Below are 6,398 nucleotides of genomic sequence, written 5' to 3'. Positions count from 1 at the left end.
CATGTCCCCTGGCCCCCCGGCACCCCGGGAACCCGGCGTGGCGCCGCCCCCGGGCTTCAGCCGCCCCGCGATCCCCGCCGAGCGGTGGAACGACTGGCACTGGCACATGCGCAAGCGGATCACCACCGTGGACAAGGCCCGGGAGTGGTTCCGGCCGACCCCCGAGGAGGAGAAGGCGATCGCCGGCGCGGCGGGCAAGTACCGGTGGTCCATCACCCCGTACTACGCGTCGCTGATGGACCCGTACGACCCCCGCTGCCCCATCCGGCAGCAGGCGGTGCCGGCGCCGGGCGAGCTGCTGGAGTTCGCCGGCGCGGAGATCGACCCGGTGGGCGACATGTACTACCGGAAGACGAACCGGGTGGTGCACAAGTACCCCGATCGAGTGATCATGCTGATCACCGAGGCCTGTCCCGTCTACTGCCGCCACTGCACCCGTAAGTTCCACACCACCGATGTGCAGGGCAGTTACTTCCGGGACGACGAGGGCGCCTCCTTCGAGGAGGACCTGCGCTACATCTCCGACCACCCCGAGATCCGCGATGTGCTGCTCACCGGCGGCGATCCGCTCTCGTACCGCGACAACCGGCTGGAGGAGATCGTGGCCGCGCTCCGCGCCGTACCCAGCGTGGAGATCATCCGGATCGGCAGCCGGTTCCCCGTACTGCTGCCGCAGCGCATCACGCCTGAGCTCTGCGCGATGCTCGAGCGGTACCACCCGGTGTGGCTCAACACGCACTTCAACCACCCCAAGGAGATCACCCCGGAGTCGGCGGCCGCGGTGGACCGGCTGCTGCGGCACGGCATCCCGGTGGGCAACCAGACCGTACTGCTGCGCGGCGTCAACGACGACGTCACCACGATGCGCACCCTCATGACAGAACTGCTGCGCATCCGGGTCCGCCCGTACTACCTCTACCACTGCGACAACGTCACCGGTGTCTCGCACTTCATGACCTCGATCGAGAAGGGCTGGGAGATCATGGAGGCCCTCCAGGGCCACATCACCGGTTTCGGGGTCCCGCAGTACGTGCTCACCACGCGGCTCGGGAAGATCCCCATGGCCCGCCCGTACTGCACCCCCACCCCCGACGGCCTGCTGCTGCGCAACCACCGCGGCGAGGAACTGCTCCTCGACAGCTCGGTGTACCCCGTCACCGAAGGCGACGCGACCAGGGAGGGCGATGCGCCATGACGCTCGACAAGCGGCTGGGACAGCGGTTCCTGCCCTACGGCGCGAACTACCTCGACTGGGACGACATGAGCGAGCTGCGCCACGCCATCGAGCACCGGGTGCTGTTCAGGTACCAGACCGAGAGCGAGAGCGTGGCGTCCCTGCTCGAACGCCGGGCGGCGCGGGCGCTGTCGGCCCCGCACGTGCTGGCCGTGCACAACGCCACCGAGGCGCTGCGGCTGGCGCTGATCTCCACCCGGCCGCGGGTGGGCGACCTGGTGCACATTCCGGCGGTCACGTTCGTGGCGGTGGCCGGGGCGGTGCTCTCCAGCGGGCTCGTTCCCGTGCCGGTCGACGTGGACGAGGACCTCTGCCTCGACGCGTCGCTGCTGCCCCCGGGCGCCCGGAGGGTGATCGTGGCCCATATGGAGGGCGCCGTGGCCCCGCTGCCCGCGTCCGTGCCGTACGTCGTCGAGGACTGCGCCCAGGCCTTCGGCGCGCGCTTTCCCGACGGCCGCCACGCCGGCACCCGCGGCTACGCCGGGGTGTTCAGCTTCCACCACAACAAGGTGCTGACCTCCGGCGAGGGCGGGCTGCTGGTCACCGGCGACCGCGCGGCCTGGGAGGTGATGCGCCGCTACCACGACCACGGGTCGTCGCGGGTGCCCGGCCACTACCCCACCTGGGCCGACGACGCCCACTACGGCGAGAACTTCGTCACCAGCGAGGAGGTCGCGGCGATCCAGGCACAGCAACTGCGCCATCTGCCGGAGATCCTCGCCGGGCTGGAGCGCCATCACACGATCGCCCTGGAGGAGGCTCCGGCCCGGCCGGACATGAGGGTGCTGCCCCGCGCCGAGGGCGATGTGAAGGTGAGCGTCCGTTTCCGGCTGGAGAGCCGGGAGCTGCGGGACGCGGCGGTGGCCGCGCTCACCCAGCGCTCCCTCCCCTACTGGACGCTCGACAAGTACTTCCTGCCGCAGCATCCGGTGCTCGCCGGGCGGCGCTCGCTGTACGCCGACGGCTTCCCGTGGCACCTGGCCCCCGCCGATCAGCCGCGGTCCCTCAGCCGCGACGGCTTCGCCCGCACCCGTGACCTCCTCGACCGCACCCTGTGCCTGCCGCTCTCCCCCGAACTGCCGGAGGAGGAACAGGTGCTCGCGGCGAAGGCCCTGCGGCATGTCCTGGAGTCCGTATGAGCGCGCCTCGGCCCGTACTGCTGATGGCCGACGACCGGCCCACCTCCTTCACCAGTTACGTGGCCGAGCGCCACAGCGGGCGGGTGGTGCTGTTGCGGTTCGAGGAGGCACGGGGGGACCTGACCGAGGAGTATCTGCGGCGGACCGCGTGGCTGCCGGTGTTCTGGCTGCGCGAGGGGGCGCCGCTCGACGAGGAGGCGGCCCGCTATCGCGCGTGGACCGAACGGCTCCCCGGCCCGGCGCCGACCCGCTTCTGCAACCCCTCCGAGCCGCGCCAGGCCATCGCCCAGCGGTTCGCCGCGCTCGCCGGGCTGCCGCATCTGAGCGAACGCCAGGTGCGCTGGGTGCGGGACAAGGTGGCGATGAAGGACCGCTTCCGGGAACTGGGCCTGCGGACGGCGGAGTACGCGCGCCTCACCCCGCCGACCGGGCCCACCGCGGGCCCTGGGGCCTCCTCCGCGAGCCCCGGCGCCTGCACCGCGGGCCCCGGCGCCTCCACCGCGGGCCCTGCGGCCTCCTCCTCACTGGCCACCGAGGTCGAGCGGTTCGCGGCGCTCCACGGCTGGCCCGTGGTGCTCAAGCCCGTCGACTCCTTCGCCTGCGTGGACACGCATCTGCTGCGCGGCCCCGGCGCGCTGAACGCGCTGGACCTCCCGGACCGCGCCTGGATGGTGGAGTCCTTCCTCGGCGGCACCGAGTGGGAGGCGTGCGCGCTGATCGCCGGCGGCGAGGTGGTCGACGTCTGGCCGAGCGCCATGCCGTGCCGGCCCCTGGACATCGTGGCGGGCGCCCTGAACGCCAACATCAGCGTCGGCACCCCGGGGCAGGGGCCGCCGGTGGACGTGGCCGCCCTGGTGCGCCGGATCGTCACCGGCATGGGGCTCGACCACGGCTATCTGCACATGGAGTTCTTCGTGGACGGCGGCGAGGTGTACGCGGGCGAGGTCGGGCTGCGGCCGGCCGGCTGCGAGATCGTCGCCAACCACGGTCACGCGTACGGCTTCGACGTGTTCGGCGCCACGCTGGACGCCTATCTCGGCCGGCGCCCCGTGCTCACGTACGGCCGCCGCCGGTGCGTGGGCGATCTGCTGCTGCCGCTGCCCGGGTCCGGGCGCGTCGTACGGATCACCTCCCGCGCGGAGCTGCTGCGGCTCGACGGGGTGATCGAGGCCGTGCTCAGGGTCCGGCCGGGCGACCGGGTGAGCGCCCGCCGAGCCTCGAACAACGCCTCCGGCTACGTCCATGTGGTGGGCGACTCGGCCGCGGAGGTGGAGAGCCGCATGCGCCGGGTGCTCGACGCGTTCACGATCGAGCTGGTCCCGGACGCCGGCGCCCGGGGGACGGGAAGCGGCGGGGCCCCGTACGGCGGCGATCCGGACGGCGCTGAGGGCCCGTACGGCGCCGGCGACCCCTGCGGCGGCCTCCTGCCGCATCCCCCCTTCCGGGAGGCGATGTGAACGGCGCGCCTCCCCGCGGCCGCCGCTGCCGGGAGGGGGCGGGCGCACGGTGATCGCGACGACCCGCCGCTTCCGGCATCTGCTGACGCGCCCCGGAGTGGCCGGACCGGCCTGGTGGAGCGTGGTCTCCCGGCTGCCCGTCTATCTGATGTCCCTGGCCATGGTGCTCGTGGTGCGGGAGCAGGGCGGCGACTACGCGCGAGCCGGGCTGGTCTCCGCCCTCTACACCCTCGGCATGGCCGTGGGCGGGCCGGCCGTGGCGCGCCGGGTGGACCGCAGCGGCCGGCGGGCCGTGCTCACCGCGACCGGCCTGGTCTACCCCCTGGCGCTGTCCGTCCTGGTGTGGGCCACCGCACCCGCGGAGCCCGCCCAACTGCTGCTCGCGCTGCTCGCCGGCGCCGCTCTGCCGCCCGCCAACGCCTGTATGCGCTCCCTGTGGGCGCGGCTGCCCCTGAAGGACGAGGAGCGCGAGACCGCCTATCTGTGGGAGGCGCTGCTCACCGAACTGCTGGTGATCGGCGCTCCCCTGATGCTGGCGGCGCTGATGGTCACCGGTTCCGCGCGGCTGGCCGTGACGACCGTGGCCGTGGTCGGCGGCGTCGGCGCCCTCGGACTGGCCCTGACGCCCCTGCCCCGGGAGACCGAGGACCGGGAGACCGAGGACCGGGAGCGCGCCGAACGGGCGAGGGCCGCCGACAGCGGCCGGGGCGCGGGGCGCGGCCTCCTGGGTCCGCTGCGCGACCGTGCCGTACTGACGCTGCTGGCGGTCATGGCCGCCTCCGCCGTGCCCATCGGCCTGCTCGTCCTGGCCATCCCCGCGTTCGTCGACGCCCACGGCAGCAGGGGCCGCACCGGCCTCGTCTACGCCTGCTGGGGCGTCGGCAGCGCGATCGGCGCGCTGTGGCTCGGGCGGGCCGGGTCCGGCGTCGCGGTGCACCGCCGCTTCCCGTGGCTGCTGCTGGCCTACGCCGCCGGTACGGCGCTGCCCCTGCTCGCCACGTCCGAGCTGACGCTCGCGCTCGCCCTGGCCCTCGGCGGCGCGCCCATCGCGCTGGTCTCGGCGAGCGAGATGTCCCTGGTGAGCTCGCTGGCCGAGGGCCGGCTGCTGACCGAGGCGTTCACCTGGGCGTCCCTGGCCACCGTCGCCGGGGAGGCGGTGGGCCAGCAGGCCGGCGGCCTGCTCGTCGGGCCGCTGGGCCCGCACGGCGTCTTCGCCGTCGCGCTCGCCGTCGCGCTCATGACGGCGCTGGGGGCGTTCGCCGCGCGCGGGGTGCTCGGCCGGGGCGCTCCCCCGCCGCCCCCGGCCCCCCGCGACACGTCCGCTCCACCGCACACGAGGAAGTCCTCCTGATGAGCTCTGCCACCACCACCGACGACACCGGGGGCGCACCGGACGGCGCGCCCGCTCCCGGCCGTCTCTTTCGCCCCACCGCACGGGAGGATCTCGACGAGGCGGTCCGGGGCTTCCTGGAGCGCGGTGGCGCCCCGGTGCCCGTACTGATCGACGGCCGCCCCGATCTGCCGGCCGGCATGGAGCTGGCCGAACAGCTCTACGGAGACCTGCGGCGCCCGCCCGTACGGGACTTCGGGGTCGTCCTCGGTGATAAGGACCTGTTCGAGGCGACCGTGGAGCTGGCCCGGCCGCTCGCCCGGACGTGGCTCACGGAGGAGGCCCTGTGGGGCGGGGGCGGGTGGCCCGACGGCAGTACGGGCGACAGCGGACGGCGCGACGGCACGCTCCTCGTCGTGGCCGCCTACGCGCGCCTGCGCCTCGACCCCCTGCGCGCGCTGCTGCTGTCCACCTACCGGTCCGCGAACCGGTCGCTGTCCGTACTGAGCGGGCGCGACCCCGTATCGGTCCATTGGAACGTGGCCAAGCAGTACGCCGTACCGCGCGCCTCGCTCACCGCGCTCGGGCTGTTCACCGACACCGACCGGCCGGGCGGCGACACCACCGACGGCGTGCGCGTCTACGACGACCGCGACTTCGAACGCCTCGACATCCGGGCCGAGATCCTCGGTCGGCGGTGGCGCAGGGTGGTCTTCCAGGGCCACGGCAAGGACGACAGCGTCAACCTCGGCGAGTTCACCATCTGCGGGCTCAACCCGGCCGCCCCCCGCGAGCCGGAGCTCCTCGGCCCCCGCTGCGCCTACGGGCTGCCCTGCTACAAGCCCGAGGACAAGCTGGTGCCGCTGAACCGGGTGGCGGCCGCCGAGGTGGTGCTGAGCGCCTGCAACAGCGGCCCGCTGGCCGACCTCGCGCTCTACGACCCGCGCTATCAACTCCTCCTCAACGCCCTGGACGGGCCCGCCCGCACCGTCGCCGCCGCGGTGTCCGTGCACGACTCGGACCGCCCCGAGAACGCCGCGTGGCGGCGCGCCGCCGTCCGGGGGGCGGACTCGGTCGCCGCCCTCAACGCGAGCCTCGCCGGCTCGCACCCGTACCCCGCCTTCCTGTGCTTCGGCACCTCGGGCGCCGAGGAGGGCGCGGCGCCCGCACCTCCGGCGCGTCCGGCACCCGGAAGGTGACGTCACCGCAGCGCATGCAGACCGCACAGACGGTGTCCA

5 protein-coding genes are annotated in these 6,398 nt (G+C 74.0%); all 5 read left to right on the top strand.

The annotated features are described in order from the left end of the window. Position 1 precedes the first annotated feature (1 nt). From blsG to ACSNOD_RS26990, 5 genes are read left to right on the top strand one after another with little or no spacing between them, the layout of a single operon-like run. Positions 2–1,195 carry an arginine 2,3-aminomutase gene (gene blsG / locus ACSNOD_RS27010; protein WP_436769680.1) on the top strand — a complete coding sequence of 398 codons (1,194 nt, stop codon included), beginning with the start codon at positions 2–4 and terminating at the stop codon, positions 1,193–1,195. Continuing rightward, positions 1,192–2,373 (top strand): DegT/DnrJ/EryC1/StrS family aminotransferase, encoded by a 1,182-nt coding sequence (locus ACSNOD_RS27005; RefSeq protein ID WP_436769679.1) that lies wholly within the window; start codon positions 1,192–1,194, stop codon positions 2,371–2,373. The genes blsG and ACSNOD_RS27005 overlap by 4 nt, the downstream gene beginning before the upstream one ends. Next, on the top strand, positions 2,370–3,830 hold the full coding sequence (locus ACSNOD_RS27000) for an ATP-grasp domain-containing protein (RefSeq protein ID WP_436769678.1): 1,461 nt from the start codon (positions 2,370–2,372) through the stop codon (positions 3,828–3,830). The genes ACSNOD_RS27005 and ACSNOD_RS27000 overlap by 4 nt, the downstream gene beginning before the upstream one ends. Positions 3,831–3,879: 49 nt before the next feature. After that, on the top strand, positions 3,880–5,181 hold the full coding sequence (locus tag ACSNOD_RS26995) for an MFS transporter (protein WP_436769677.1): 1,302 nt from the start codon (positions 3,880–3,882) through the stop codon (positions 5,179–5,181). Beyond that, a complete protein-coding gene (locus tag ACSNOD_RS26990) occupies positions 5,181–6,359 on the top strand; it encodes a hypothetical protein (protein WP_436769676.1) in 1,179 nt (392 codons plus the stop codon). Before ACSNOD_RS26995 ends, ACSNOD_RS26990 begins: the two co-directional genes overlap by 1 nt. Positions 6,360–6,398 lie beyond the last annotated feature (39 nt).

Origin of the sequence: Streptomyces sp. URMC 123 (genome assembly GCF_051386515.1) — a bacterium.
Classification (GTDB): domain Bacteria; phylum Actinomycetota; class Actinomycetes; order Streptomycetales; family Streptomycetaceae; genus Streptomyces.
This window is presented reverse-complemented; position numbering and strand designations above follow the sequence as displayed.